Genomic DNA, 25,271 nt, shown 5'->3' with positions numbered 1-25,271 from the left:
AATTGACGTTTACGTAAACGTCAATTAAGCTGGCGGGCTGCTGGAGATTCCCATGACCGACCTGTCCGCCGAATTCAAGGCGCTCGCCAACTACCGCCCCACCCACAAGGTGCGCTTCGTCACGGCCGCGAGCCTGTTCGACGGGCACGACGCGGCCATCAACATCATGCGGCGCATCCTGCAGGGCATGGGTGCGGAAGTGATCCACCTCGGCCACAACCGCAGCGTGGACGACGTCGTCACCGCCGCCCTGCAGGAAGACGTGCAGGGCATCGCGATCAGCTCCTACCAGGGCGGCCACGTCGAGTACTTCAAGTACATGGTCGACCTGCTGCGCCAGCGCGGTGGCGAGCACATCCAGGTGTTCGGCGGCGGCGGCGGCGTGATCGTGCCGCCGGAGATCCGCGAGCTGCAGGCCTACGGCGTGTCGCGCATCTACAGCCCGGAGGACGGCCAGCGCATGGGCCTTGCGGGAATGATCGGCGAGATGGTGATGCGCTGCGACAAGGACATCTCGGGCTTCGCCCCGAAGGACGTCGCCGCGATCCAGGGCCATGGCGAGATGGGCTGGCGTGCGCTCGCGCAGCTCATCACCGCGCTGGAAAACGGCGCCGCGGACGGCAAGCTGATGGCGGAGGTGAAGACCGCCGCGCAGGCCCGTCACATCCCCGTGCTCGGCATCACCGGGACGGGCGGCGCGGGCAAGTCCTCGCTCACCGATGAGCTGATCCGCCGCCTGCGGCTGGACCAGGAAGACAACTTCCGCGTCGCCGTGATTTCCATCGACCCCTCGCGCCGCAAGAGCGGCGGCGCGCTGCTCGGGGACCGCATCCGGATGAATGCGATCAACCCGTGGCAAAAGGGTCCGCGTGTCTTCATGCGGTCCCTGGCCACCCGCGACTTCGGCAGCGAGATCTCCGCGGCGCTGCCGGACGTCGTGTCCGCCTGCAAGGCCGCGGGCTTCGACCTCATCGTGGTGGAAACCTCGGGCATCGGCCAGGGCGACGCGGCCATCGTGCCGCTGGTGGGCATCCCGCTGTATGTGATGACGCCGGAGTTCGGCGCGGCAAGCCAGCTCGAGAAGATCGACATGCTCGACTTCGCCGAATTCATCGCGATCAACAAGTTCGACCGGAAGGGCGCCGCCGACGCGCTGCGCGACGTCGCCAAGCAGGTCCAGCGCAACAAGGAAGCCTGGGGCAAGCGGCCCGACGAGATGCCCGTGTTCGGCACCATGGCCGCGCGCTTCAACGACGACGGCGTCACGGCCCTCTACCAGGCGCTGCTGCCGCGCTTGGCCGAACTCGGCCTGCCACTCAAGGAAGGCCGCCTGCCCGTGGCGGCGGTTCGCCACAGCACCAACCAGACACCGGTAGTGCCCGCCGCGCGCACCCGCTACCTCGCTGAGATCAGCGACACCGTGCGCGGCTACAAGAAGCGCGCGCGCGAACAGGCGAAGCTCGCACGCGAAGTCCAGCAGCTGCAGGAAGCCGCCCGCATGCTCAAGGTCGACAAGCCGGAACGCGCCCCCGCCGCCGAAGCGGCGCTGGACCTGGCAGGCAAGCGCAAGGCGCGCATGGACAAGGACGCGCTGCACTTGCTGCAGCAGTGGCCCGACATGGTGCGCGCGTACTCGGGCGACGAGTACGTGGTGAAGATCCGCGACAAGGAAATCCGCACCGCGCTCACGACGAAGTCCCTCTCCGGCACGGTGATCCGCAAGGTGAGCCTGCCGCAGTACGAGGACCACGGCGAAATCCTCAAGTGGCTGATGCTCGACAACGTGCCCGGCAGCTATCCCTACACCGCGGGTACTTTCGCCTTCAAGCGCGAGAACGAGGACCCGACGCGCATGTTCGCCGGCGAGGGCGATGCCTTCCGCACCAACAAACGCTTCAAGCTGCTCTCCGCAGGCATGGACGCCAAACGCCTGTCCACCGCATTCGACTCCGTCACGCTGTACGGCAACGATCCCGACCCGCGCCCGGACATCTACGGCAAGGTGGGCAACTCCGGCGTATCCATCGCGACGCTCGACGACATGAAGGTGCTGTACTCGGGCTTCGACCTGTGCAGCCCCTCCACGTCCGTGTCGATGACGATCAACGGCCCCGCGCCCACCATCCTCGCGATGTTCATGAACACCGCGATCGACCAGAACCTGGACAAATTCAAGGCGGACAACGGCCGCGAGCCGACGCATACGGAAGCCGCGAAGATCCGCGAATGGGTGCTGGCCAACGTGCGCGGCACGGTGCAGGCGGACATCCTGAAGGAAGACCAGGGCCAGAACACCTGCATCTTCTCCACCGAGTTCTCGCTCAAGGTCATGGGCGACATCGCGCAGTACTTCGTGCACCACAACGTGCGCAACTTCTATTCGGTGTCGATCTCGGGCTACCACATCGCCGAGGCGGGCGCGAACCCGATCTCGCAACTCGCGTTCACCCTCTCCAACGGCTTCACCTTCGTCGAGGCCTACCTCGCACGCGGCATGCACGTGGACGACTTCGCGCCCAACCTCTCCTTCTTCTTCTCCAACGGCATGGACCCCGAATACACGGTGATGGGCCGTGTCGCGCGCCGCATCTGGGCCACGGCGATGAAGGAAAAATACGGCGCGAACGAGCGCAGCCAGAAGTTGAAGTACCACATCCAGACTTCCGGGCGCAGCCTGCACGCGCAGGAGATCCAGTTCAACGACATCCGCACCACGCTGCAGGCGCTGATCGCGATCTACGACAACTGCAACTCGCTGCACACCAACGCCTTCGACGAGGCGATCACCACGCCGACCGAGGACAGCGTGCGGCGCGCGATGGCGATCCAGCTGATCATCAACCGCGAATGGGGCCTCGCGAAGAACGAGAACCCGAACCAGGGCGCCTTCATCATCGAGGAGCTGACCGAGCTCGTCGAGGAAGCCGTGCTGGCCGAATTCGAGCGTATCGCCGAGCGCGGCGGAGTGCTGGGCGCGATGGAGACGGGCTACCAGCGGGGCCGCATCCAGGACGAATCTATGCACTACGAGATGCTCAAGCACACGGGCGAGCTGCCGATCGTGGGCGTGAACACCTTCCGCAACCCCCATGGCGACCAGGTCCAGGACAAGCTGGAGCTCGCCCGCTCCACCGAGGACGAGAAGCAGAGCCAGCTCAAGCGCCTGGCCGACTTCCACGCGCGCAACGCCGGGGAAGCGCCGGCGATGCTGCAGCGCTTGCAGCAGGCCGTGATCGACAACCGCAACGTGTTCGAGGTGCTCATGGACGCCGTGCGAGTGTGCTCGCTGGGCCAGATCACGAACGCCCTATTCGAGGTCGGCGGGCAGTACCGGCGCAACATGTAGGACCGGCAGCGCCAGTCAGCCTTCTGACAGCCTGACAGCCAAGCAAAACTACCTAAGGTTTTACCCCCTACCGCGCTGCAGCATCGCTCCCTAGCATTCGCCATCCCGTCGCGCAGGCCTCCATGCCGCGCGACCCGTGTCCATGCAAGGAGAAGAATTGGCTGCTGAGATCATTCTCGAGACGAAGGGCTTGACCAAGGAGTTCAAGGGTTTCGTCGCGGTCAACAGCGTCGACCTGAAGGTGCGCCGGGGCCACATCCACGCCCTCATCGGCCCCAACGGCGCAGGCAAGACGACTTTCTTCAACCTGCTCACGAAATTCCTGACGCCCACCCGCGGCTCGATCACGTTCAACGGGGCCGACATCACGAAGGAGAAGCCCGCGCAGACTGCGCGGCGCGGCATCGTGCGTTCCTTCCAGATTTCGGCGGTGTTTCCGCACATGACGGTGCTGGAGAACGTGCGCGCCGCCCTGCAGCGCGGCCAAGGCACGTCCTTCCACTTCTGGAAGCCCGAAGCCAGCCTGTTCCACCTGCACCAGCGGGCCGACGAACTGCTGCACGCCGTGGACCTTCAGGATTTCCGCGACGAGATGACGGTGAACCTGCCCTATGGCCGCAAGCGCGCGCTGGAACTCGCGACCACCATGGCGCTGGAGCCCGAGCTGATGCTTCTGGACGAACCCACGCAGGGCATGGGCCACGAGGACGTGCACCGCGTCACCGAACTGATCAAGAAGGTGTCGGCCGGGCGCACCATCCTCATGGTGGAACACAACATGAAGGTGGTCTCGTCGATCGCCGACCGCATCACCGTGCTGCAGCGCGGCGCGATCATCGCGGACGGCCCCTACGCGGAAGTCTCCGCCAACCCGCTGGTGATCGAGGCCTATATGGGCACGACGGACGCGGCACTCCAAGGGGCTCACTGACATGACCAAAGAGCTCCTCAAGATCGAAGGCCTCAACGCCTGGTACGGCGAGTCGCACATCCTGCACGGCGTCGACCTCACCGTGAACGAAGGCGAAGTCGTCTGCCTGCTGGGCCGCAACGGCGCCGGACGCACCACCACGATGCGCGCCATCGTCGGCCTGACCGGCGCACGCAAGGGCTCGATCCGCATCGATGGCCAGGAAGCGATCAAGCTGCCGCCGCACAAGGTGGCGCGCCTGGGCGTGGGCTACTGCCCGGAAGAGCGCGGCATCTTCGCGAGCCTGTCGGCCGAAGAGAACCTGATGTTGCCGCCGGTGATCGCACCGGGCGGAATGAGTGTGGGGGAGATCTACGAGATGTTCCCCAACCTGAAGGAGCGTGCCGGCAGCCCCGGCACGCGACTGTCGGGCGGCGAGCAGCAGATGCTGGCCGTCGCGCGCATCCTTCGCACCGGCGCGCGGCTGCTTCTGCTGGACGAGATCTCCGAGGGCCTCGCCCCCGTCATCGTGCAGAAGCTGGCCGAGATGATCCGCACGTTGAAGGCGAAGGGCTACACGGTGGTGCTGGTGGAGCAGAACTTCCGCTTCGCCGCGCCGCTGGCCGACCGCTTCTACGTGATGGAGCACGGCCGCATCGTCAAGCAGTTCGAGCAGCGCGAGCTCGCGGACAACATGGCGATGCTGCAGGAATTCCTCGGCGTCTGACCCGCTTCCCCAACCCCCAAGTTTTATCAGGAGACCCACAATGAAACTCAAGACCCTCGTCGCAGCCATGGCCGTCGGCCTCGGCACCATGGGCGCCCTCGCCCAGACCAACTCCGGCCCCGTCAAGATCGGCATGATCACCGACATGGCCAGCCTGTACGCCGACATCGACGGCCCCGCGGGCGCCGAGATGGTGAAGTGGGCGGTGCAGGACTTCGGCGGCAAGGTGCTGGGCCGCCCGGTCGAAGTGCTGTCCGCGGACCACCAGAACAAGGCGGACGTCGCGAGCTCCAAGGCCCGCGAGTGGATGGACAAGGACAACCTCGCGATGCTGATCGGCGGCACGTCCTCCGGCACCAACCTCGCCATGGCCAAGGTCGCGCAGGAGAAGAAGCGCCCCTTCATCTCCATCGGCGCCGGCTCCGCCCGCCTCACGAACGAAGACTGCACGCCCTACACGGTGCACTACGCCTACGACACCGTCGCGCTCGCGAAGGTGGCGGGCAACGCGCTCATCAAGGCCGGCAACAAGAGCTGGTACTTCCTCACCGCCGACTACGCCTTCGGCCAGTCGCTCGAAGCGGACGCCACCACCGTCATCAAGGCCAACGGCGGCACCGTCGCCGGCTCCGTGAAGCACCCGCTGAACGCGTCGGACTTCTCGTCCTTCCTGCTGCAGGCGCAAGGCTCCAAGGCGCAGATCCTGGCGATGGCCAATGCCGGCGGCGATTTCACCAACGCGATGAAGGCAGCCAAGGAATTCGGCATCACCAAGACCATGAAGGTCGCCGGCCTGCTGGTGTTCATCAACGACGTGCACTCGCTCGGCCTGTCGAACACCGAAGGCCTGCAACTGGCCGACAGCTGGTACTGGAACCAGGACGACGCCAGCCGCAAGTTCGCCAAGCGCTTCTTCGACAAGTACAAGCGCATGCCGTCCAGCCTGCAGGCCGCCGACTACTCCGCGACGATGAACTACCTGAAGGCCGTGCAGACTGCCGGCACGACCGACGGCGACAAGGTCATGGCCACGCTCAAGTCCATGAAGTTCGACGACTTCTACAGCAAGGGCACGATCCGCGCGGACGGCCGAATGATCCACGACATGTACCTCTTCCAGGTCAAGGGCCAGAAGGAATCGACGACGCCGTGGGACTACTACAAGCTGGTCGCGAAGGTCCCGGGCGACCAGGCGTTCACCACGCCCGCCGAGTCCAAGTGCTCGCTGATCAAGAAGTAAGGCACCCTCACCCCTGCCCTCTCCCGCATGCGGGAGAGGGAGCAACCACCTGAGGCATCCCCTTGGAAATCTTCGGCATCCCCCTGCAGGCCTTTCTCGGCCAACTGGTGCTGGGGCTGGTCAATGGCGCGTTCTACGCCATGCTCAGCCTCGGCCTGGCCGTCATCTTCGGCCTGCTCGACATCGTGAACTTCGCGCACGGCGCCCTGTACATGGTGGGGGCCTTCGCCGCGTGGATCATGCTGGACAAGTTCGGCATCAATTTCTGGTTCGCGCTCGTCCTCGCCCCGCTCCTCGTGGGCGTGCTCGGCGTGGTGATCGAGCGCACTTTCCTCAAGCGGCTGTACGGGCTCGACCCGCTCTACGGCCTGCTCCTCACATTCGGCCTGTCGCTGATCCTGGAAGGCATCTTCCGCGACCAGTACGGCGTCTCCGGCCAGTCCTACCCCGTGCCCGAGCTGCTCGAAGGCGCGACCAACCTGGGCTTCATGATCCTGCCGAACTACCGCGCGTTCGTGGTGCTGGCATCGCTGGTCGTGTGCCTGGGCACCTGGTTCCTGATCGAGCGCACCCGCCTGGGCGCCTACCTGCGCGCCGGCACGGAGAACGCGAAGCTGGTGCAGGCCTTCGGCGTCAACGTGCCCCTCATGGTGATGCTCACCTACGGCGCGGGCGCCGCGCTCGCGGCCATGGCCGGCGTGCTCGCCGCGCCCATCATCCAGGTGACGCCGCTCATGGGCTCCAACCTGATCATCGTGGTCTTCGCCGTCGTCGTGATCGGCGGCATGGGCTCCATCCTCGGTTCGGTCGTCACCGGTCTCGTTCTGGGCCTGATCGAAGGCATGACCCGCGTGTTCTACCCGGAAGCCTCCAGCGTGGTGGTGTTCGTCGTGATGGTGATCGTGCTCATCATCCGGCCGGCCGGCCTCTTCGGCAAGGAAGCATGAGCATGAGCACGAACCACACCAAGCTGATTCGCGCGACCTATATCGGAATCCTCGTCCTCGCGCTCGTCGCGCCGCTGATCGGCCTGTACCCCGTCTTCGTGATGAAGCTGCTGTGCTTCGCGCTGTTCGCCTGCGCGTTCAACCTGCTGCTCGGCTTCACCGGCCTGCTGTCCTTCGGCCATGCGGCGTTCTTCGGCTTCGCCGCTTACGTCACCGGCTACTTCATCAAGTCGCAAGGCTGGTCGCCGGAAATCGCCATCCTGGCGGGCACGCTGGTGGCCGCCTTCATCGGCCTCGTCTTCGGCCTGATCGCGATCCGCCGGCAAGGCATCTACTTCGCGATGATCACGCTCGCCCTGGCGCAGATGGTGTACTTCATCTGCCTGCAGGCGCCCTTCACCGGCGGCGAGGACGGCCTGCAGGGCGTGCCGCGCGGCAAGCTGCTCGGCCTGCTGGACCTCTCGTCCGACACGACGATGTATTACGTGATCCTCGCAATCTTCGTGGCCTGCTTCCTGGGCATCGCGCGCATTGTCACTTCGCCGTTCGGCCAGGTGCTCAAGATGATCCGCGAGAACGAGCCGCGCGCCGTCTCGCTGGGCTACGAAGTCGACCGCTACAAGCTGGTCGCCTTCGTGCTCTCCGCCGCCCTCGCGGGCCTCGCGGGATCGCTCAAGACGCTCGTCATGGGCTTCGCCACGCTCACGGACGTTCACTGGTCCATGTCGGGCGAGGTGATCCTCATGAGCCTGCTCGGCGGCGTCGGCACCTTCTTCGGCCCGGTGTTCGGCGCGGGCATCGTGATCGCCCTGCAGGACCTGCTGGCCGACAAGGTCGGCGCCTGGGTCACCGTGATCATCGGCGCGATCTTCGTGGTGTGCGTGCTGGCCTTCCGCAAGGGCGTGGTCGGCGAGGTGCACGCCTGGCTGGAACGGCGCCGGGCCCGGGCCTAGTCGCGCTCCACCGTGCCCGGCCGCCACACGGCGGCCAGCACCTTCGTCTTCTGCCACACGCTCAGCCGCTCGTCCGATAGCGCATCGAGGAAATCCGAGAGGCGCTTGGATTTCGCCATCGTGTAGAACGTGAGCCAGATGGTCGGGATGAAGACCGCCAGGAAGTACACCAGCTTCTTCGCGAGCGGCGCATCGCCCTCGTTGATCAGGTTCATGCCGAGGAAGCCGCTGGTCACCGTGCCGATCAACCCGAAGATCGTCACCACCGTGAGGCGCACGATGGTGTTGGCCTGGCGCCGCAGCCCGTCGCCCTCGAGGTACATGCTCATGTCCGCGATGCGCGACTTCACCTCCTCGTACAGCGGATCGATCTCGAGGTGGCGGGACGTGAGGTGCCACAGCGCCTTCACCTGCGCCTGGTCGGAAATCTCGTGGAACCAGTAGCGGTGCGTGAACCGCAGGAAGCCCTCGAAGCTCGCGCGGATCGCCCGCTTGAAGGCGCGCACGCTGTCGGGGTTGCCGATTTCCAGCGAGCGCAGCGCCTCGACCAGCCGGTCCGAATACATCAGGAGCGCCGCCTTCTGGAAGTGCGCGATGAGGAAGAGCAGGAAGTGTTGATGGCGGAACTGCGCGAGCACGCCGCGGTCGCGGCAGGCGAAGAAATGCGATTGCGCGCCGCCCACCACCATCAGCGAGTGCCCGCTGCACAGGTAGCGCGTGAACGGCGCCGCACCGCCCGGGCCCCAGAAGCGGTCGTAGCAATGGCTGCGCTCGAAATCCGCGAGCCAGCCCTGCGTGTTCGTGAGCGTCGGGTCGGTCGCGCCCGTCACCGTGCCGAGCGCGAGGAAGTCCGCACGCGACAGCGCCTGCGGGTCGTCCAGGGCGAGGTAACCCATCACCGGCATGCGGTAGTACTCGATCTGGCGAAAGCGCAGCGGGCCCGGCTCGCCGGAATGATCGCTCACCAGCGGCTGCATCATGAAAGCCCAGTGCGCGGCCACCCGCGGCGCGCGGTGCTCGCAGACATGCGCGAGGAAGAGCTCGCGCTCCTGCGCGTCCGACGCCGCGAGCACGCGCCCCTGCGCATCGAGCCACTCCACGCTCTGGGCGCAGTGCTGCGCGCGCCCGTCGTCGTCCCAGCCGCCGGGGTAAGCCCGGCCGAAGCGGTACAGCTGCTCCTGCGCAGCGCGCAGCGGCAGGTCCCGTGCGCTCACTTCCAGGTTCAGCAGGACCAGGTCGACGTCGAAGAAGAAGTAGAGGTCCGCATGCACGATGTCCAGCACGAGCGGCGTGTCGCCCGGCCGTGCGAGGACACGCACTTGCGCGATGTCGCGCCGCCGGAACACGCGCATCGGCGAGCCCGTGCGCGGGTCGTTGGATTGCCGCGACGCGCGGCCTTCGCCGTAGAGGAAGCGCTGCACGTAAGGCAGGAAAGCGGTGAACTCCTGGTAATGCCGTTCGTGGAAGTCGCCGCTCTCGCCGGTGTATTCGTCGACCACTTCCCGCCAGGGCGAAGCATCGCCCATGTCGCGCAGGATCTCCCAGGGCGCCTTGCGCGACTGCGCGACGGGGATGAGGCGCAGCGGCCACAGGAGCACCTGCCGCAGCTGCCGCACGGTGGGCGGGGCGCCCTCCGCCATCTCAGGGCTTCCCATGTGGATCTCCTCGAAACGGAAGGTTGGGGGGAGGTGCCCGCGCATCCTACCTCCGCCCGGCGCGCATGACCAGCGGGGTGTCATGCAGGTGATTGGCCGCCGCGTCCCGTCCGCGCTACGCTGTGCCATCGCAACAAGGAAGCGCCATGACCGACTCCATGAAAGACCTCTTCTCGCTCGCCGGCCGCACCGCCCTCGTCACCGGCGGCTCGCGCGGCATCGGCCGCATGATCGCCAAAGGCTTCCTGGCCCAGGGCGCGCGCGTGTACATCTCGTCGCGCAAGGCGGACGCGTGCGACGCCACCGCGAAGGAGCTCTCGGCGATCGGCACCTGCATCTCCCTGCCGGCGGACGTCTCCACGGTGGAGGGCGCGAAGGGCCTGGCCGCCGCGTACATGGCCAGGGAAGGTTCGCTGGACATCCTCGTGAACAACGCGGGTGCCGCGTGGGGCGAAGACTTCGACACCTTCCCCGAGAAGGGCTGGGACAAGGTCGTGGACCTGAACCTGAAATCGCCCTTCTTCCTCACGCAGGCCCTGCACGAAGCGCTGCGCAGCGGTGCGAAGTCCCGGCCGGCGAAGGTGATCAACATCGCTTCGATCGACGGCGTGTCGGTGAACCCGCAGGAGACTTATTCGTACGCCGCGAGCAAGGCGGGCCTCATCCACCTCACCAAGCGGATGTCGCTTCGGCTGGTGCGCGACAACATCGTGGTGAGCGGCATTGCGCCGGGCGCCTTCGCCTCGGACATGAACCGCGTGGCGCGCGATCATGGCGACGAGGTGGCCAAGCGCATTCCCGCGGGCCGTATCGGCGTCGACGACGACATGGCCGGCGTGGCGATCTACCTCGCGTCCCGCGCGGGCGACTACGTCGTGGGCGAGACCATCGTCGTGGATGGCGGCGTGACGCTGGCTAGGGGTTGAGCGTGTAGTTCTGCGGGCCGCGGCTCGCGATCTTGATCGCGCCGACGCGGTTGCCGAGTTCCGCGCATCGCTCCAGCGCCCAGCCCTGCTCCAGGCCGTGCAGCAGGGCGCCGCGCCAGGCGTCGCCGCAACCGGTCGGATCGACGACCTGCGTGGCCTTCACCGGCGGCACCACCCGCTTCTCGCCACCCACCCACACTTCGCATCCCTCCCCGCCCAGCGTGACGACGAGGCCCTGCACGCGCTTCGAGATCTCCGCGTTGCTCCAGCCGGTGCGGTCGCAGAGCATCTTGCCTTCGTAGTCGTTCACCGTCACCCAGTCCGCCTGGTCGATGAAGGCCGCGAGTTCGGGGCCGTCGAACATCGGCAACCCCTGGCCCGGGTCGAACACGAAAGGAATGCCCGCCGCCCTGAACTGCGCTGCATGCTGCAGCATCGCGTCGCGCCCGTCGGGTGAAATGATGCCCAGCTTCACGTCCGTGCCCGGCTCGATGCGGGTCACGTGCGCCTGCATCATCGCGCCCGGGTGGAAAGCGGTGATCTGGTTGTTGTCGCGGTCGGTCATGATCATCGCCTGCGCAGTGTAGGTGTCGCCGACCTGCTTGACGAAGCGCGTGTCGATGCCCTGCGCAGCCAGCCGCGCGACGTATTCCGCGCCGTCGCTTCCCACCGTCGCCATCGGCACCGGGTCGCCCCCCAGCAGCTTGAGTGCGTAGGCGATGTTGCCCGCGCAGCCGCCGAAGTCGCGGCGCAGTGCCGGCACGAGGAACGACACGTTGAGGATGTGCAGCTGCTCGGGCAGGATCTGCTCGGCGAAGCGGCCCTCGAAGCTCATGATGGTGTCGAACGCGAGGGAGCCGCAGATCAGGCTTGCCATGGGGGTCTTTTCAAAAGTTCAGGGATAGAAAGCGAGCAGGCGGTACCCCGCGATGCGCTCGCCGAGGGTCGCCGTGTTCACGGCCAGCGCCACCGAGCCGGACCACTCCGATGCAGCCTGCAGGACAGGCGGCCTGTTCGTGAATTCCGCGGGGGTCAGTACGCGGCGCACGACCGGCTGGTCCTGCCCGTCGGTGAGGGTGAGTTCCAGCGAGGGCATCGCGACTTCGGTGGGCGCCTGGTTCTTCAGGGTGAAGTTCAGGCGGTAGGCGTCGCCGCGCAGCTTGTTGAACGAGGAGCTGTCGATGGACAAGGTGTCGATCTGGCGTGGCGGCCCGACGCGGCACGCCAGCGGCTCGCACAGGCGGGCGAGCCAGGGACGCAGCGCGGGCTCGATGGCGGCGATGCGGTCCCGGTCGTGAATGGCCACCTGCGCCACCAGCAGCGCGGCAAGGGCAAGGGCCGCCAGCGCCAGGAGCACCCGCATGCCGGGGCTGCGCCAGAATTCCTCCCGTCGCGCCTGGCGCACGAACGGGATTTCGTGGAGTTCCGGTTCGGGTTCGGGCCGCGGCCGGGCCTCCGCGGGAGGCGGCGCCTCGACAGCGTCGGACGTGTCGGCGCGCATGAGCGAGAACGGCCGGTCCAGCGGGGTTTCGGCCAGTGCCCGCGCTTCCGCTTCGAGTTGCGTGGAGTCGGGCGGCTCGGAGGCCAGTGAATCGCCGACTTCGGTGGTGAGCGACGATCCGAATTCCTCCTCGTGCGGCGGGATGGATTCGCCGGAGATCGATTCCGGAAGATCGGCCAGGGCGTGCGGGACGGGAGGAGTCGGCTCCATCGGCGCCGCTTCTTCCACCTGCATGTTCGCGGCGGCGTCGAAAACTTCGGAGCAATGGCCGCAGCGCACCCAGCCTTCCGAAATCCTGAGCTGGTCGGGCACGACTTTGAACATCGTCCCGCAAGCGGGGCATCGCGTGATCAGGCTCATGAGCGAGGCATTGTAGCGAGCGCCCCGCGCGACGCTTACAGGCGGGCGGTCATCAGGACCCAGCCGTCCTGCGTGTCGCCCACCGCCAGTTCGGCGTAAGGCGCGTAGGCGGCCGTCAACTCGCCCGCCTGCCGCTCCAGGATGCCCGCGAGCACCAGGTGCCCGCCCTTCTCCACATGGCCGCACAGCAGCGGCGCGAGCACCTTGAGCGGCGTCGCGAGGATGTTGGCCAGCACGAGTTCGTACCGCCCTTGCGCGGCGTCCGGCAGGCCCGCATGGAGCTCGACCGCATTCGCAGTCGCGTTGTCCTTCGTGGACTGCACCGCGGCGGGGTCGATGTCGACGGCGTCGATGCGGCCCGCGCCGAAGCGCGCGGCGCCGATCGCGAGGATGCCGGAGCCGCAGCCGTAGTCGAGCACGCGCTGCCCGCGCGGCGGATGCGCGGCGATCCACCGCAGGCACATGCGGGTGGTCGGGTGCGTGCCCGTGCCGAACGCCAGGCCCGGGTCGAGCCGGATCACCTGCTTCGCGGCGGCCGGCGGCTCATGCCAGGTGGGCACGATCCAGAACTCCGGCGTGATCTCCACGGGCTCGAACTGCGACTGCGTGAGGCGCACCCAGTCCTGGTCTTCCACGGGGTGGATGCCCAGGAGCTGGCAGCCTTCGAAGAAGTCCTGGACTTCCAGCAGCCGCGACGCTTCACGGGCCGCTTCTTCGGTGGCGAAGAGGGCGAGGATGCGGGAGCACTGCCACCCTTCCGCGGGCGGCGGCATGCCGGGTTCGCCGAAGAGCGCGTGCTCCGCGTCGGTCTGCGCGTCGGCGTCTTCCACCGAGACGCTCAACGCGTCGAGCGCATCCAGCGCATCGCTCAGGGCCTCGACACTTTGCTCGGGGCACAGCAGGCCGAGTTCGAACATCACCGCTTATGGTGCGACAGCCACTCTTCCAGGTAGTGGATGTTGGTGCCGCCGTCCATGAACTTCGCGTCCACCATCAGCTCGCGGTGCAGCGGGATGTTGGTGTTGATGCCCTCCACCACGGTTTCCGCCAGCGCAGTGCGCATGCGCGCCAGGGCCTGCTCGCGGGTGTCGCCGTGGACGATGATCTTGCCGATCATCGAGTCGTAGTTCGGCGGGACGAAGTAGTTGGTGTACACGTGCGAGTCCACCCGCACGCCCGGCCCGCCGGGCGCGTGCCACATCGTGATGCGGCCCGGCGATGGCACGAACTTGTACGGGTCTTCGGCGTTCACGCGGCATTCGAGCGCGTGGCCACGGATCACGATGTCGCGCTGGGTGAAGGGCAGCTTCTCGCCGGCCGCCACCATGATCTGCGACTTGACGATGTCCACGCCGGTGATGAGCTCCGTCACCGGGTGCTCCACCTGCACGCGCGTGTTCATCTCGATGAAATAGAACTCGCCGGCCTCGTAGAGGAACTCGAAAGTGCCCGCCCCGCGGTAGCCGATGCGCTTGCACGCGGCCACGCAGCGCTCGCCGATCTTCTCGATCAGCTTGCGCGGGATGCCCGGCGCCGGCGCTTCCTCGATCACCTTCTGGTGGCGGCGCTGCATGGAGCAGTCCCGCTCGCCGAGGTACACCGCGTTCTTGTGCTTGTCCGCGAGGACCTGGATCTCGACGTGGCGCGGGTTCTGGAGGAACTTCTCCATGTACACGGCCGGATTGCCGAAGGCCGCGCCCGCCTCCGCCTTGGTCATCTGCACCGCGTTGATGAGCGCGGCTTCCGTGTGGACCACGCGCATGCCGCGCCCGCCGCCGCCACCGGCCGCCTTGATGATCACCGGGTAGCCGACCGCCTTGGCCGTGCGGCGGATGACCACCGGATCGTCGGGCAGTTCGCCTTCGGACCCGGGCACGCAGGGCACGCCCGCCTTGATCATCGCCTGCTTGGCCGAGACCTTGTCGCCCATGGTGCGGATGTTTTCGGGCGTGGGGCCGATGAACTGGAAGCCGCTCTTTTCCACGCGCTCGGCGAAGTCCGCGTTCTCGGACAGGAAACCGTAGCCGGGGTGGATCGCCTCGGCGTCGGTGACTTCGGCCGCCGAGATGATCGCGGGCATGTTCAGGTAGCTCTGGGGCGACGGCGCCGGGCCGATGCAGACGGCCTCTTCCGCGAGCTTCACGTACTTGGCCTCGCGGTCGGCTTCCGAATAGACCATCACGGCCTTCACGCCGAGTTCGCGGCAGGCACGCTGGATGCGCAGCGCGATTTCGCCCCGGTTGGCAACAAGGATTTTCTTGAACATGGGGGGCGGCGCCGTTATTCGATCTCGAACAGCGGTTGACCGTACTCGACGGCCTGGCCGTTCTCGCAGTAGATCTTCGTGATGGTGCCGCTCTTGTCGGCTTCGATCTCGTTGAGGATCTTCATCGCCTCGATGATGCAGACCGTCTCGCCTTCCTTGATCGCGGAGCCGAGCTCGATGAACGGCTTGGCGCCGGGACTGGAGGAGCGGTAGAAAGTGCCGACCATGGGGGATTTGACGATGTGGCCGGCGGGCGCCTCGACCGGCGCAGCCGCGACGGGCGCCGCCGCTGCCACCGGCGCGGGGGCCGGCGCGGGGACCATGGCCTGCGGCGCGGGCATCGACTGCACCATCGCCCCGCCGCCCTTCACGATGCGGACCTTGCCTTCAGCTTCCGTGATTTCCAGTTCCGAGACATTCGATTCCGACACGAGGTCGATCAATGTCTTGAGTTTGCGCAAGTCCATGTGCTCTCCAACGCCTGCAACGAAAGGAACGCGAATTTACAGCAAAATTCGCTTATCCAACGTTTCTTCGGTCATTTTTAGATTATTTTCGATTCCGGGCTTGACAGCCGGACCGAAGGAAGGCGGTCTCCGGGGCGCTTGGCAGGCTCAGGCCAGGGCCACCCACTGGGCGAGGTCCGCCGCCACGAGGCGCCCCATTTTACGCTGCAAAACCCGGCCGGATGCGTCCAGCGCGACGGTGAATGGCAGGCCGCCGCCGGCGTTGCCGAGCGCCAGCCCCAGTTCGGTGCCCCCCAGCCCCGCCATGCCGATCGGAAAGGTGACGGGCGTGCGGGCCAGGAATTTGCGGACAGCCGACGGCTGGTCGATTGCCAAACCGATGACTTGCCAGCCTTTTGCCGAGTGTTCCCTGAAAAAGCCGTCCAATAGCGGCAACTCTTCCACGCAGGGCGGACACCAGGTCGCCCAGAAATTCACCACGAGGGGTTTGCCGCGCAGGGACTGCATGGGCAAGGGCTGGCCCCCGGGGGTCTCGAAGTCCAGCGGCCAGAGCATGTCCGCGCGGTCCGTATCGGGCGCGGCGGCCCGATGCGACTCCCACCAGCCGTAGCCCGCACCGGCCGCCGCCGCCGCGAGACCCACCCCGCCGAAGAGCCAGCGCCGCCGTTTTGCATCGATCGTCATGCGGGCTGATTTTCCACCAGTGCCCGGACCGCGGCCAGGTCGCCGCGCGGCTTGCGGCCTTTCGCGTCGGGCTTGAGCGCGCCGCGCAGGTCGTCATGGTCGTAGACCAGGAAGTGCACGCCGATGTGCTCCTTCAGCTCCGGGCTGAGGCTGGAAAGGCTCAGGGCATCGACCTGCTCGCCCTGGAAGCCCGTGACGGTGCGCACCTCGTAGTCGGCACCCTTGTCGATCATCGCGAGCTCCGCGGACTTCGGGTCGTCGCAGAACAGCTGGATATAGATGTCCGACAGGCGGGTGGCGGTGCCGTGCCACACTGCGCCGGCCAGGTGAGGACGGAACTCGCCGAGCCGCTCCATCCAGGTCAGCGCCAGGCGGCGCAAGGCGGCGAGCTCGGCCGGCTGCGTGTCCGCGCAGAACAGCTCGATGTACTCGCGCACGGCATCCTCGACGGCATCATTGTCCGGCAGCGCCGCGCGGGCGTTGAGGCCCAGCTGCCTCACAGCACGGCGTTTGGCCGGCCCGTATTCCAGTCCTTCCTCCACCACCATCCTCGCCGCGGTCGCGGCGATTTCCGATTTCGCGCTGTCCATCAGGGTGATTCTGCATTCATCCCGCCGCGCGCGGGCCGTACAGTGGGCAAGACCTGGAGGCCGACATGCAAAGCACGATGATGGATGTCCCGCTGTCGCTGAATCACCTGCTCGAGAGGGCGGGGCAGTTGTTCGCGCAAAACGAGATCGTCTCCCGGCTGCCCGACAAGAGCCTGCGGCGCCACAGCTTCGGCGCGTTTTACCGCCGCACGCGGGCACTTGCCTCGGCCCTGCGCAAGCTCGGCCTGGAAAAGGGCGACCGCGTCGCCACGCTGTGCTGGAACCACCATGCGCACCTGGAGTGCTACTTCGGCATCCCGGCCGCGGGCGGCGTGATGCACACGCTGAACCTGCGCCTGTCGCCCGACGAGATCGGGTGGATCGCGGGCGATGCGAGCGATCGCTTCCTGGTGGTGGACGACGTGCTCCTGCCCCTGTACAGGCAGTTCGCGCACCTGCACGCATTCGAGAAGGTCATCGTGTTTCCCTTCTCGGGGGCGGCCGTACCGCGGGAGTTCGCGAACTACGAAGCGCTGCTCGACGCGGCGGACGCGGATGCTTTCGAGTACGCGCCGCACGACGAAAACGACCCGGTCGCCATGTGCTACACCTCCGGGACCACGGGACGCCCCAAGGGCGTCGTGTATTCGCACCGATCCACCGTGCTGCACACGCTGGTCGCCAGCCTGGGCGACTTCTGGGGCCTGCGCGGCACGGACGTCGTGCTGCCGGTCACGCCCATGTTCCACGCCAACTGCTGGGGCATGCCCTACGGCGCCGTGATGATGGGCGTGAAGCTCGTCTTCCCGGGCCCGCACCTGCACCCCGACGACCTGCTCGACCTGATCACGCAGGAGCCCCCCACGCTCGCCCTGGGCGTCCCGACCATCTGGATGGGGCTGATCCAGACCTACGACGCGGCCCAGGGCGAAGCCTCGCCGAACCGCGGGCGCTGGAAGCTGCCGCACGGGATGAAATCCCTGGTGGGCGGCGCGGCCGTGCCCGAGTCGCTGATCCGCGCCTTCAACAAGCACGGCATCTGGATCCTCCAGGGCTGGGGCATGACGGAGACATCGCCCGTATGCACCATCTCCTATCCGCGCGCCGAGCTGCGCGGCGCGGATGCAGACGAGCGCTACCGGCGCGCCGCGATGGCGGGCGTGCCCGTGCCGCTCGTGGACCTGCGCGTGCGGGGCGACGACGGCACGTCGCAGCCATGGGACGGCAAGAGCGTGGGCGAGATCCAGGTGCGCGGCCCGTTCATCACGGGCAGCTATCACGAGGTGCCGGTGGCACCGGACAAGTTCACGGCCGACGGGTGGCTGCGCACGGGGGACGTCGCATCGGTCGACTCGCTCGGCTTCGTGCGCATCACCGACCGTACCAAGGATCTCATCAAGTCCGGCGGCGAATGGATCAGCTCCGTCGATCTCGAGAACGCGATCATGGCGCACCCTGCGGTCGCCGAGGCCGCGGTCATCGCGATCCCCGACGAGAAGTGGAGCGAGCGGCCCCTCGCCTGCGTGGTGCTGCGGCCGGGCCGCGAAGCAAGCCCGGCCGAATTGAATGCGCACCTGCTCAAGAGCGGATTTGCCAAGTGGCAGGCGCCGGAACGCTACGAGTTCATCGATGCCGTGCCGCGCACTTCCACCGGCAAGTTCTGGAAGGTGAAACTGCGCGAGCGCTTCCCTCGCTAGCGCGCACGCAGGTGAGCCGTGGTGGGGCATCGATAATTGCCCCATGCACATTCATATCCTAGGCATCTGCGGCACGTTCATGGGAGGCGTCGCCGCGCTCGCGCGCGAGGCGGGGCACAAAGTCACCGGTTGCGATGCCGGCGTCTACCCGCCGATGAGCGACCAATTGCGCGAACTCGGCATCGAACTCATCGAAGGCTTCGGCGGGGACCAGCTCGCGTTGAAGCCCGACGCATGGGTGATCGGCAACGTGGTCTCGCGTGCGCGGCAGGCGGATGGCTCGCCGCGCTATCCGCTGATGGAGGCGATCCTGGATTCAGGCCAGCCTTACATCAGCGGTCCGCAGTGGCTCGCGGAGAACGTGCTGCAGGGCCGGCACGTGCTCGCCGTCGCGGGCACGCACGGCAAGACGACCACCACGTCGATGCTGGCCTGGGTGCTGGAGCACGCGGGCCTGCAGCCGGGGTTCCTCGTCGGAGGCGTCCCCAGCAACTTCGGCATCTCCGCAAGATTAGGCGCCCCCACGCTCCCCGCTTCGCGTGGCCCGGCAGCGGGACGGCCCGGCTTGTTCGTGATCGAAGCGGACGAATACGACACCGCGTTCTTCGACAAGCGCAGCAAATTCGTCCACTATCGCCCTCGCACCGCGGTGCTCAACAACCTCGAGTTCGACCACGCGGACATCTTCGACGACCTCGCGGCGATCGAGCGGCAGTTCCACCACCTCGTGCGCACCGTGCCGCCGAGCGGACGCATCGTGAGCAACGGCCTCGAGGAGAGCCTCGCGCGCGTGCTGCACATGGGGTGCTGGAGCGAGGTGCGCAGCTTCGGCGCCGCCAACTCCGACTTCACCGCGCAGGGCGAGCCCGGCCGCTTCGATGTACTGGAGCGCGGCGAAAAAGTGGGCCGGGTCGAATGGGCGCTGGGCGGCGTGCATAACCAGCTCAATGCGCTCGCCGCCATCGCGGCCGCGCAGCACGCGGGCGTCGCGCCCGCGGCGGCGGCCAGGGCGCTGTGCGAATTCCTCAACGTGAAGCGGCGCATGGAAGTGCGCGGCGTGGTGGACGGCGTCACCGTCTACGACGACTTCGCGCATCACCCCACGGCGATCCGCACGACGGTGGACGGCTTGCGCCGGCAGGTCGGCGCGGCGCGCATCCTCGCGGTGTTCGAGCCGCGCAGCAACACCATGAAGCTCGGCTCGATGAGCGCGCAGCTGCCCTGGAGCCTGGAGCAGGCCGACGTGTCGTTCTGCCACGCCGCCAACCTCGGATGGGACGCCGCACAGGTGCTCGCGCCGATGGGCGGCAAGGCGCGCGTCGCCTCGTCGATCGACGACCTCGTGCGCGAGGTGGTGCGGGAGGCGCGGCCGGGCGATCACGTGCTATGCATGAGCAACGGGGGTTTCGGCGGCTTCCACGCGAAGCTGCTGTCGGCGCTGGCCGCGCGCGGGCGCTAGCGGGGACGCCAGCGTTCGAGCCGCGCGGGTGCGGTCAGGTCGCTCGCCTGCTGCACGTGCGCATCGGCGCGCAACAGGGATTCGAACCCGGGCTCCGACAGGTTCGGCTCGCTGTCGCGCCGGGCGCTGTCCCGCGCCGCGGATTTGCCTGCCCTCGTGGTGATCGCGCCCGCGTAGTACAGGCAGGTGAGGTCGTGCTCGATCTGCGTCATCGCGAGGCCCGTGAGCTGGCGCAGCGTCGCCAGCGTGGCGGGCTGCACCGACAGCTCGCGCAGCAGCATCAGCTGCGAGTCGCGCAACCAGCGCAGCGGAACGCCGGGCGCGCGCCGGTAGTGGATGGTGTCGGCGCGGTAGCGCGGCGGCAGCAGGTCATGGTCGGTGCGACGCACGTAGGCCCACGCGAGCTGCGCGGGCGATGAAGGAATGAAGCTCTCCGGAAGGTCGTGCGCGCCGACCGGTCGCTTGTCCCATTGCGCCTCCCACAGGTCCACCGGGTGCGCGCGCGGCAGGATGGCCGCGCGGCCCTGCTGGAAGTCGATCACGGCGAGCAGCTTGCCCGCGAGGTTCACGTGATACACACCGCGTCGTGCTTCGGGCTCGCGCCGCACGATCCGCCGGCCGAGCACGAACTCCGCGCGCGTGAGCCACAGCCAGCTTTCGCACTGCGCGAGCGCACCCTGGATGCTCGCCTCGGACGCGGGATCGAACGTGCAGCGCGCGTCGACGCCGGCACTGGCGAGCGGCAGCGCGAAAGCCACGGGGCGGTCCACCTCGCCGAGATGCAGCTTCAGCGGCCGTTCGGTGGGCGCGCCCCCGGCGACGCGCAGGCCGCCATCGGCCATCGTGGCTTTCGCGCCGTTGATCCACCATGCATCCGCCTCGCCGAAACTGCAGACGCGCCAGCGTGCATGGCCGTCGGGCAGCACCAGCCTGGATTGAAGCAGCGCACGCTGTTCCGCCGAAAAACCCGCCATGCCCAGCCAGAGGATCGGCTGCTCCGGCAGCACGCCCACGTCGTCCAGGTCGGAGATCGACATGTCGATGCGGCTTCCCGCCCTACCGTGGCCCGATCGGCGCAGGCGCCGTGAAATCCTGCATCGGCGGCAGGCGGGGCGGCTCGGCCGGCGACACCGAATCCAGCCCGGAGGGCAACTGGCTGTACAGGCTGCCTTCGGTGTCGTCCCGGCGTACGGGCGACGGCGTGGCGCGCTTCGGGTTGGAGGTGATACTGCCCACGAAGTACAGCGCGGCGAGCGCGTGCGCGAGCTGCGGCGCGGCCATGCCGGTGCGCATGCGCAGGGCCTCGAAGCTCGCGGGGGCCGTCGCGAGCTCGCGCATCAGCAGCAAGTGCGTGTCCTGAAGCAGCCGGGCAGGCAGGCGCGGCGGCCGGCGGAAGTACAGCAGGCCGGTACGGTAGTGGCGGGGAAGCAGGTCGCGCTGGGTGCGGACGCTGTAATGCCACATGAGCTGCGACAGCGTCGTGCGGATGAAGTTGTCCGGCACGCGCGCCCTGGTGGTGCGGGGGTGCCACTCGGCATTCTCGAACTCGTTCGGATCGAGCCCCGGCAGCACGCCCACTTCGCCATGCATGTCCACCACGGCGAGCAGCCGGCCGCCCACGCCGAAGTCATAGACGCCGCGGCCGAGCGCGCTCTGGTTTTCCACGATCTCGGAGGCGAGGCAGAACTGCGCGGTGATCGGTGCGAGCCAGCCCTCGAATTCGGCCAGGATGGCCGCGATGCTTTCGGGCGACTTCGGGTCGAAGCTGTAGCCGGGCTCCAGCGCGCTGGCGACGAGCGGCAGCGCGAAGGCGATGGGCCGGTCGATGTCCGGGAGGTGCAGCTGCACTGCGCGGCTGCCGGGCGCCGCGGCCCGCACGCGGATCGTTCCCTCGGCAACGAGATGGGTGCGCGCCCCGTTGACCCACCATGCATCGGCCTCCTCGAACGCGGAGATCTCCCAGCGCAGGTGGCCCGACGCGTCGGACAGCGCTGCGCCCAGGGCCTCCTGCTGTTGCGCGGAAAACCCTGCCAGGCCCAAGCGCAGGACAGGTAGTTCGATGGTCATGCCGGCCGATCCCGACGGAACGGTTATCGGCTGCGAATATAGAGGGTTTGTTACCTTCTGTAAAACAATCGCCGTGAATGTGCGCTCCTAGCGCGCCCGGCGCGCCTTGACCGCGTCGGACAGGACGTCCAGGAGCTGCAGGGAATCCGTCCAGCCCAGGCATGCGTCCGTCACGCTCTTGCCGTACTCCAACTGGGCCGGATCGTCCTTGCCGGGCGTGAATTTCTGCGCGCCGGGGTTGAGGTGGCTCTCCACCATGAGCCCGAAGACGCTGCGCGAGCCGCCGGCGACCTGCCTGGCGATGTCGCGCGCCACGTCCAGCTGCTTCTCGTGCTGCTTGCTGCTGTTGGCATGGCTGCAGTCCACCATCAGCGTGGCGGGCAGCTTGGCGGCCTCCAGGTCCCGGCAGGCCGCCGCCACGCTGTCGGCGTCGTAGTTCGGGGCCTTGCCGCCGCGCAGGATCACGTGGCAGTCGCGATTGCCGTTGGTCTGCACGATGGCGACCTGTCCGTTCTTGTGCACCGACAGGAAGTGGTGGCCGCGCGCCGCCGCCTGGATCGCGTCGGTCGCGATGCGGATATTGCCGTCGGTGCCGTTCTTGAAGCCGATGGGCGCCGACAGGCCCGAGGCCAGCTCGCGGTGCACCTGGCTTTCGGTCGTGCGCGCACCAATTGCGCCCCAGGCGATCAGGTCGCCGATGTACTGCGGCGAGATCACGTCGAGGAACTCGCTGGCCGCCGGCAGGCCCAGGCGGTTGATCTCGATCAGCAGCTGGCGCGCGATGCGCAAGCCTTCGTCGATGCGGTAGCTCTCGTCGAGGTACGGGTCGTTGATGAGGCCCTTCCAGCCCACGGTGGTGCGCGGCTTCTCGAAGTAGACGCGCATGACGATCTCCAGCGAGTCCCGGTACTTGGCACGCACTTCCTTCAGCCTGCGCGCGTACTCCAGCGCCGCCACGGGGTCATGGATGGAGCACGGCCCGATCACCACCAGCAGGCGGTCATCCTGGCCCGCCATGATGTTGTGGATCGCCCGGCGCGTCTCGGTGATGAGCGTTTCCACGGGCGTGCCGCTGATGGGGAAGAAGCGGATCAGGTGTTCGGGAGGCGGCAGCACGGTGATGTCCTTGATGCGTTCGTCGTCGGTCTGGCTGGTCTTGTCGACGGGGTGCGCATAAAAGGCCTCGGTGGCCGTGGTCTTGGCTGTCATTCGCTGCTCCTTCACGGGTTTCAAGAATCGCTGGTTTCTAAAAGTCGGGCAAAAAAAAACCGCCGGGGTCCGGCGGTTTGGTTGGAGTCGTTCGCGTTTGTCTGGGTACGCTCAGATCTCTCGACCGCCGGTGGGCGTGAGATGCCAGAAGTAGCCAAAAAAATACGCGCGAGTCGTATGCATGGATGCGAATGTAGCACAGGCCCGGCTCACCGCCGCAACTTCTTCCACCACTGCACGGCGCGCTCCACCTGCGGCTGGGTCGGGTCGAACAGCGTGGAAGGCTCGTCGCTCTGGCGCGACACCACCTGTTCGTACATGTCGATCATGAGGGTGCCTTCGCCCAGCGTGCGCCACGCGACGAGCTCGAAATCCTCGGCGGACACCAGCAGGTCGATGCTGCGCGGACCGCCATCGAGCAGCCACTGCCCGATCAGCACGCGGAAGTTGTTGAGCGCCTGCAGGTAGCCCGCGTACTCGTACAGCCCGCGCCAGGGCAGGCCGAGGTTCACGATGAGGTTGCGGTGCGAGCGCAGCACCGTGAGCATGTCGACCAGCATGGGCGCGACGGCCGTGCGGTTGCGGTTCAGCCGCAGCCTCGCGATGATCGCCTCGACGTGCGTCGCCAGCTGGCCCATGCTCTCCGAGAGCTGGCGGCTGTCCTCGTCGGCGACCGCGCTGCGCAGGAAGTTGCTCAGCTCGCCGAACGAATTGATGCTGGGCAGGTTGGTGGTCGGGTCGATGGGAAGGCGGGGCTTGCTCGCCATGTTCGCCGCTTCCTCCCGCCCGCGCTCAGGCCGTGCCGCCGACGGTCAGCCCGTCGATGCGCAGCGTCGGCTGGCCCACGCCCACCGGCACGCTCTGGCCTTCCTTGCCGCAGGTGCCCACGCCGGTGTCCAGTTTCATGTCGTTGCCGACCATCGTCACGCGCGTGAGTGCGTCCGGGCCATTGCCCACGATGGTCGCGCCCTTGACGGGATAGAGGATCTTCCCGTTTTCCACCCAGTAGGCTTCGCTCGCGGAGAACACGAACTTGCCCGAGGTGATGTCCACCTGCCCGCCGCCGAAATTGGTCGCGTACAGGCCCTTCTTGATGCTCGCCACGATTTCTTCGGGGACTTTGTCGCCGCCGAGCATGTAGGTGTTGGTCATGCGCGGCATGGGCACGTGCGCGTAGCTCTCGCGGCGGCCATTGCCCGTGGGCGCGACGCCCATCAGGCGCGCGTTGAGCGAATCCTGGATGTAGCCGCGCAGGATGCCGTCCTCGATCAGCACGTTGCGCTGGCTCGGGTTGCCTTCGTCGTCCACGTTGAGGGAGCCCCGCCGGTCGGCGATGGTGCCGTCGTCCAGCACGGTGACGCCCTTGGCCGCGACGCGCTTGCCCACGCGGCCCGAAAACGCGCTCGAGCCCTTGCGGTTGAAGTCGCCCTCCAGCCCGTGGCCGATGGCCTCGTGCAGCAGGATGCCGGGCCAGCCGGAGCCGAGCACGACCGTCATCTCGCCGGCCGGCGCGGGCCGCGACTCGAGGTTGGTGAGCGCCGCGCGCACGGCGTCGTCGACGTACGACTCCACCTGCTCGTCGCTGAAATACTCCAGGCCGAAACGCCCGCCGCCCCCGCCCGAGCCCACCTCGCGGCGCCCGTTCTGCTCGGCGATCACCGTGATGGACAGGCGCACCAGCGGCCGCACGTCCGCGGCGAGCGTGCCGTCCGCGCGCGCGACCATCACGACGTCGTATTCGCTCGCGAGGCCCGCCATCACCTGCGCGACGCGCGGGTCCTTGGAGCGCGCGAGCTTCTCGGCGCGTTCGAGCAGCTGGACCTTGGCCGTGCTGTCGAGCGAGGCGATCGGGTCGAGGCCGTGGTAGAGCGAGCGGGCGCCGGCGATCTTGCGCGCGCCGACCTTCACCCGGCCCTTGCCGGTGCCGGCGGCGATGGTGCGCACCGTGCGCGCGGCGTCCAGCAGCGACGCCTCGGAAATGTCGTCGGAGTACGCGAAAGCCGTCTTCTCGCCGCTCACGGCACGCACGCCGACGCCCTGGTCGATGCTGAAGCTGCCGGTCTTGACGATGCCCTCTTCGAGGCTCCAGCCTTCGCTGCGCGTGTACTGGAAGTACAAGTCCGCGTCGTCCACGCGATGCGTCGCGATTTCGGACAGGGCTTTGGAGAGATGGGATTCGTTGAGGCCGAAAGGCTCGAGGAGGAGCCGCTGCGCCGTGGCGAGGCGCTCGATGGTGGGTTCGCGGGAGATCATCGGACGATTCTAGG

At 67.5% G+C, this 25,271-nt stretch carries 22 protein-coding genes; 9 read left to right on the top strand and 13 right to left on the bottom strand.

Annotation, left to right across the window (positions count from 1 at the left end; translation table 11 throughout):
• Positions 1 to 52 precede the first annotated feature (52 nt).
• From icmF to I5803_RS18195, 6 genes are all read left to right on the top strand, one after another.
• Complete coding sequence (gene icmF, locus I5803_RS18220; protein WP_196987737.1) at positions 53 to 3,346, top strand: fused isobutyryl-CoA mutase/GTPase IcmF; 3,294 nt, start codon at positions 53 to 55, stop codon at positions 3,344 to 3,346.
• 157 nt (positions 3,347 to 3,503) lie between these two features.
• A complete protein-coding gene (locus tag I5803_RS18215) occupies positions 3,504 to 4,277 on the top strand; it encodes an ABC transporter ATP-binding protein (protein ID WP_196987736.1) in 774 nt (257 codons plus the stop codon).
• 1 nt (position 4,278) lies between these two features.
• The gene (locus I5803_RS18210) at positions 4,279 to 4,983 is read left to right on the top strand and encodes an ABC transporter ATP-binding protein (protein ID WP_196987735.1); all 705 of its coding nucleotides are present in this window, start codon (positions 4,279 to 4,281) and stop codon (positions 4,981 to 4,983) included.
• Positions 4,984 to 5,023: 40 nt separating this feature from the next.
• Entirely contained in the window at positions 5,024 to 6,223 is a 1,200-nt protein-coding gene (locus tag I5803_RS18205) for an ABC transporter substrate-binding protein (protein WP_196987734.1), read from the top strand.
• Between the two features lie 62 nt (positions 6,224 to 6,285).
• Positions 6,286 to 7,170, top strand: a complete 885-nt coding sequence (locus tag I5803_RS18200) for a branched-chain amino acid ABC transporter permease (RefSeq protein ID WP_196987733.1) — start codon at positions 6,286 to 6,288, stop codon at positions 7,168 to 7,170.
• On the top strand, positions 7,167 to 8,123 hold the full coding sequence (locus tag I5803_RS18195) for a branched-chain amino acid ABC transporter permease (RefSeq protein ID WP_435520860.1): 957 nt from the start codon (positions 7,167 to 7,169) through the stop codon (positions 8,121 to 8,123). The genes I5803_RS18200 and I5803_RS18195 overlap by 4 nt, the downstream gene beginning before the upstream one ends.
• Here I5803_RS18195 and I5803_RS18190 read toward each other — a convergent pair.
• Positions 8,120 to 9,778 (bottom strand): hypothetical protein, encoded by a 1,659-nt coding sequence (locus tag I5803_RS18190; RefSeq protein WP_231402452.1) that lies wholly within the window; start codon positions 9,776 to 9,778, stop codon positions 8,120 to 8,122. The genes I5803_RS18195 and I5803_RS18190 overlap by 4 nt on opposite strands.
• Positions 9,779 to 9,924: 146 nt before the next feature.
• Between I5803_RS18190 and I5803_RS18185 the strand changes: the two genes are divergently transcribed.
• Entirely contained in the window at positions 9,925 to 10,704 is a 780-nt protein-coding gene (locus I5803_RS18185; RefSeq protein WP_231402451.1) for an SDR family oxidoreductase, read from the top strand.
• Here the strand turns inward: I5803_RS18185 and I5803_RS18180 are convergent.
• From I5803_RS18180 to I5803_RS18150, 7 genes are all read right to left on the bottom strand, one after another.
• A complete protein-coding gene (locus I5803_RS18180) occupies positions 10,694 to 11,581 on the bottom strand; it encodes a carbohydrate kinase family protein (RefSeq protein ID WP_196987731.1) in 888 nt (295 codons plus the stop codon). The genes I5803_RS18185 and I5803_RS18180 overlap by 11 nt on opposite strands.
• An 18-nt stretch (positions 11,582 to 11,599) precedes the next feature.
• Positions 11,600 to 12,565 (bottom strand): DUF3426 domain-containing protein, encoded by a 966-nt coding sequence (locus I5803_RS18175; protein WP_196987730.1) that lies wholly within the window; start codon positions 12,563 to 12,565, stop codon positions 11,600 to 11,602.
• Positions 12,566 to 12,600: 35 nt separating this feature from the next.
• Positions 12,601 to 13,482, bottom strand: a complete 882-nt coding sequence (prmA, locus tag I5803_RS18170; protein WP_196987729.1) for a 50S ribosomal protein L11 methyltransferase — start codon at positions 13,480 to 13,482, stop codon at positions 12,601 to 12,603.
• The gene (gene accC / locus I5803_RS18165; protein WP_196987728.1) at positions 13,482 to 14,831 is read right to left on the bottom strand and encodes an acetyl-CoA carboxylase biotin carboxylase subunit; all 1,350 of its coding nucleotides are present in this window, start codon (positions 14,829 to 14,831) and stop codon (positions 13,482 to 13,484) included. Before accC ends, prmA begins: the two co-directional genes overlap by 1 nt.
• Before the next feature lie 14 nt (positions 14,832 to 14,845).
• Positions 14,846 to 15,298, bottom strand: coding sequence for an acetyl-CoA carboxylase biotin carboxyl carrier protein (gene accB, locus I5803_RS18160; RefSeq protein WP_196987727.1), 453 nt, complete (start codon positions 15,296 to 15,298; stop codon positions 14,846 to 14,848).
• A 147-nt stretch (positions 15,299 to 15,445) separates the two neighbouring features.
• A complete protein-coding gene (locus I5803_RS18155) occupies positions 15,446 to 15,982 on the bottom strand; it encodes a TlpA disulfide reductase family protein (RefSeq protein WP_196987726.1) in 537 nt (178 codons plus the stop codon).
• Positions 15,979 to 16,572, bottom strand: a complete 594-nt coding sequence (locus tag I5803_RS18150) for a hypothetical protein (RefSeq protein ID WP_196987725.1) — start codon at positions 16,570 to 16,572, stop codon at positions 15,979 to 15,981. The genes I5803_RS18155 and I5803_RS18150 overlap by 4 nt, the downstream gene beginning before the upstream one ends.
• 65 nt (positions 16,573 to 16,637) lie before the next feature.
• Between I5803_RS18150 and I5803_RS18145 the strand changes: the two genes are divergently transcribed.
• Positions 16,638 to 18,269: a long-chain fatty acid--CoA ligase gene (locus tag I5803_RS18145; RefSeq protein ID WP_196987724.1), complete on the top strand. Its 1,632-nt coding sequence runs from the start codon at positions 16,638 to 16,640 to the stop codon at positions 18,267 to 18,269.
• Positions 18,270 to 18,312: 43 nt separating this feature from the next.
• A complete protein-coding gene (mpl, locus tag I5803_RS18140; RefSeq protein WP_196987723.1) occupies positions 18,313 to 19,728 on the top strand; it encodes a UDP-N-acetylmuramate:L-alanyl-gamma-D-glutamyl-meso-diaminopimelate ligase in 1,416 nt (471 codons plus the stop codon).
• Here mpl and I5803_RS18135 read toward each other — a convergent pair.
• The 5 genes from I5803_RS18135 to tldD form a co-directional block, all read right to left on the bottom strand.
• Positions 19,725 to 20,765, bottom strand: coding sequence for a hypothetical protein (locus I5803_RS18135; protein WP_196987722.1), 1,041 nt, complete (start codon positions 20,763 to 20,765; stop codon positions 19,725 to 19,727). The genes mpl and I5803_RS18135 overlap by 4 nt on opposite strands.
• Positions 20,766 to 20,784: 19 nt before the next feature.
• Positions 20,785 to 21,795, bottom strand: coding sequence for a hypothetical protein (locus I5803_RS18130; protein ID WP_196987721.1), 1,011 nt, complete (start codon positions 21,793 to 21,795; stop codon positions 20,785 to 20,787).
• 87 nt (positions 21,796 to 21,882) lie between these two features.
• Positions 21,883 to 23,004: a 3-deoxy-7-phosphoheptulonate synthase gene (locus I5803_RS18125; protein ID WP_196987720.1), complete on the bottom strand. Its 1,122-nt coding sequence runs from the start codon at positions 23,002 to 23,004 to the stop codon at positions 21,883 to 21,885.
• 209 nt (positions 23,005 to 23,213) lie between these two features.
• Complete coding sequence (locus tag I5803_RS18120) at positions 23,214 to 23,771, bottom strand: hypothetical protein (protein WP_196987719.1); 558 nt, start codon at positions 23,769 to 23,771, stop codon at positions 23,214 to 23,216.
• Positions 23,772 to 23,796: 25 nt separating this feature from the next.
• Positions 23,797 to 25,257 carry a metalloprotease TldD gene (gene tldD, locus I5803_RS18115; protein ID WP_196987718.1) on the bottom strand — a complete coding sequence of 487 codons (1,461 nt, stop codon included), beginning with the start codon at positions 25,255 to 25,257 and terminating at the stop codon, positions 23,797 to 23,799.
• Positions 25,258 to 25,271 lie beyond the last annotated feature (14 nt).

This window comes from Caenimonas aquaedulcis (assembly GCF_015831345.1).
Lineage (GTDB): Bacteria > Pseudomonadota > Gammaproteobacteria > Burkholderiales > Burkholderiaceae_C > Ramlibacter > Ramlibacter aquaedulcis.
Note: the sequence above shows the minus strand (reverse complement) of the source record. Positions and strands in the feature narration are given on the sequence as shown.

Coding starts and splice junctions, on each gene's coding strand:
- icmF (WP_196987737.1), top strand. CDS start 53: ATGACCGACCTGTCCGCCGAATTCAAGGCGCTCGCCAACTACCGCCCC.
- I5803_RS18210 (WP_196987735.1), top strand. CDS start 4,279: ATGACCAAAGAGCTCCTCAAGATCGAAGGCCTCAACGCCTGGTACGGC.
- I5803_RS18205 (WP_196987734.1), top strand. CDS start 5,024: ATGAAACTCAAGACCCTCGTCGCAGCCATGGCCGTCGGCCTCGGCACC.
- I5803_RS18195 (WP_435520860.1), top strand. CDS start 7,167: ATGAGCATGAGCACGAACCACACCAAGCTGATTCGCGCGACCTATATC.
- I5803_RS18190 (WP_231402452.1), bottom strand. CDS start 9,778: ATGGGAAGCCCTGAGATGGCGGAGGGCGCCCCGCCCACCGTGCGGCAG.
- I5803_RS18185 (WP_231402451.1), top strand. CDS start 9,925: ATGACCGACTCCATGAAAGACCTCTTCTCGCTCGCCGGCCGCACCGCC.
- I5803_RS18180 (WP_196987731.1), bottom strand. CDS start 11,581: ATGGCAAGCCTGATCTGCGGCTCCCTCGCGTTCGACACCATCATGAGC.
- I5803_RS18175 (WP_196987730.1), bottom strand. CDS start 12,565: ATGAGCCTGATCACGCGATGCCCCGCTTGCGGGACGATGTTCAAAGTC.
- prmA (WP_196987729.1), bottom strand. CDS start 13,482: ATGTTCGAACTCGGCCTGCTGTGCCCCGAGCAAAGTGTCGAGGCCCTG.
- accC (WP_196987728.1), bottom strand. CDS start 14,831: ATGTTCAAGAAAATCCTTGTTGCCAACCGGGGCGAAATCGCGCTGCGC.
- accB (WP_196987727.1), bottom strand. CDS start 15,298: ATGGACTTGCGCAAACTCAAGACATTGATCGACCTCGTGTCGGAATCG.
- I5803_RS18155 (WP_196987726.1), bottom strand. CDS start 15,982: ATGACGATCGATGCAAAACGGCGGCGCTGGCTCTTCGGCGGGGTGGGT.
- I5803_RS18150 (WP_196987725.1), bottom strand. CDS start 16,572: ATGGACAGCGCGAAATCGGAAATCGCCGCGACCGCGGCGAGGATGGTG.
- I5803_RS18145 (WP_196987724.1), top strand. CDS start 16,638: ATGCAAAGCACGATGATGGATGTCCCGCTGTCGCTGAATCACCTGCTC.
- mpl (WP_196987723.1), top strand. CDS start 18,313: ATGCACATTCATATCCTAGGCATCTGCGGCACGTTCATGGGAGGCGTC.
- I5803_RS18135 (WP_196987722.1), bottom strand. CDS start 20,765: ATGTCGATCTCCGACCTGGACGACGTGGGCGTGCTGCCGGAGCAGCCG.
- I5803_RS18130 (WP_196987721.1), bottom strand. CDS start 21,795: ATGACCATCGAACTACCTGTCCTGCGCTTGGGCCTGGCAGGGTTTTCC.
- I5803_RS18125 (WP_196987720.1), bottom strand. CDS start 23,004: ATGACAGCCAAGACCACGGCCACCGAGGCCTTTTATGCGCACCCCGTC.
- I5803_RS18120 (WP_196987719.1), bottom strand. CDS start 23,771: ATGGCGAGCAAGCCCCGCCTTCCCATCGACCCGACCACCAACCTGCCC.
- tldD (WP_196987718.1), bottom strand. CDS start 25,257: ATGATCTCCCGCGAACCCACCATCGAGCGCCTCGCCACGGCGCAGCGG.